A 640-nucleotide genomic window follows, 5' to 3' on the forward strand; every position below is an offset into this window, starting at 1 on the left:
CACCGGCAACGGCGCCTTCACCGTCGCCGGCCCGGTGACGCTGGCGGGGGCCGCCACGGTCAACGGCGGCAGCGGTGCGGTGACCTTCAACGGCACGGTGGACGGCGCCCAGGCGCTGGTCATCAACGGCAGCGGCGCCACGCAGTTCAACGCGGCGGTGGGCGGCACGACGGCTCTGGCCAGCCTGACCACCGACGCCGGCGGCACCACCAGCCTGCGCAACGTCACCACCACGGGTGCGCAGACCTACAACGACGCGGTGACGCTGAACGGCACCTACACGGGCGGCACCGTCACCACCAACGCCGCGGCCACGCTGGGCGGGGCGACGACGGTGAACGCCGGGACGGCCACCTTCAACGGCACGGTGAACGGCGCCCAGGCGCTGACCATCGCCGGGACGGGGACGGCGCAGTTCAACGCGGCGGTGGGCGGCACGACGGCGCTCGCCAGCCTGACCACCAACGCGGGCGCCACGGTCAGTCTCCTCGACGTCACCACCACGGGCGCCCAGACCCACGGCGCCGCCACGACGCTCAACGGCGCCTACAGCTCGGCCAACAGCGCGATCACCTTCAACGGCGCGACGACGCTGGCCGGGACCACGGCGGTGGAGGCCGGCTACGGCACGATCACCTTC

Annotated in this window: 1 protein-coding gene; it reads left to right on the forward strand. The window is 73.6% G+C overall.

Going from position 1 to position 640, the window contains the following annotated elements:
- A partial coding sequence (locus ACFPMG_RS23905; protein ID WP_376997721.1) for a hypothetical protein occupies window positions 1-640 on the forward strand: 640 nt, incomplete at both ends.

This window comes from Azospirillum himalayense, assembly GCF_042657465.1.
Lineage (GTDB): Bacteria > Pseudomonadota > Alphaproteobacteria > Azospirillales > Azospirillaceae > Azospirillum > Azospirillum himalayense.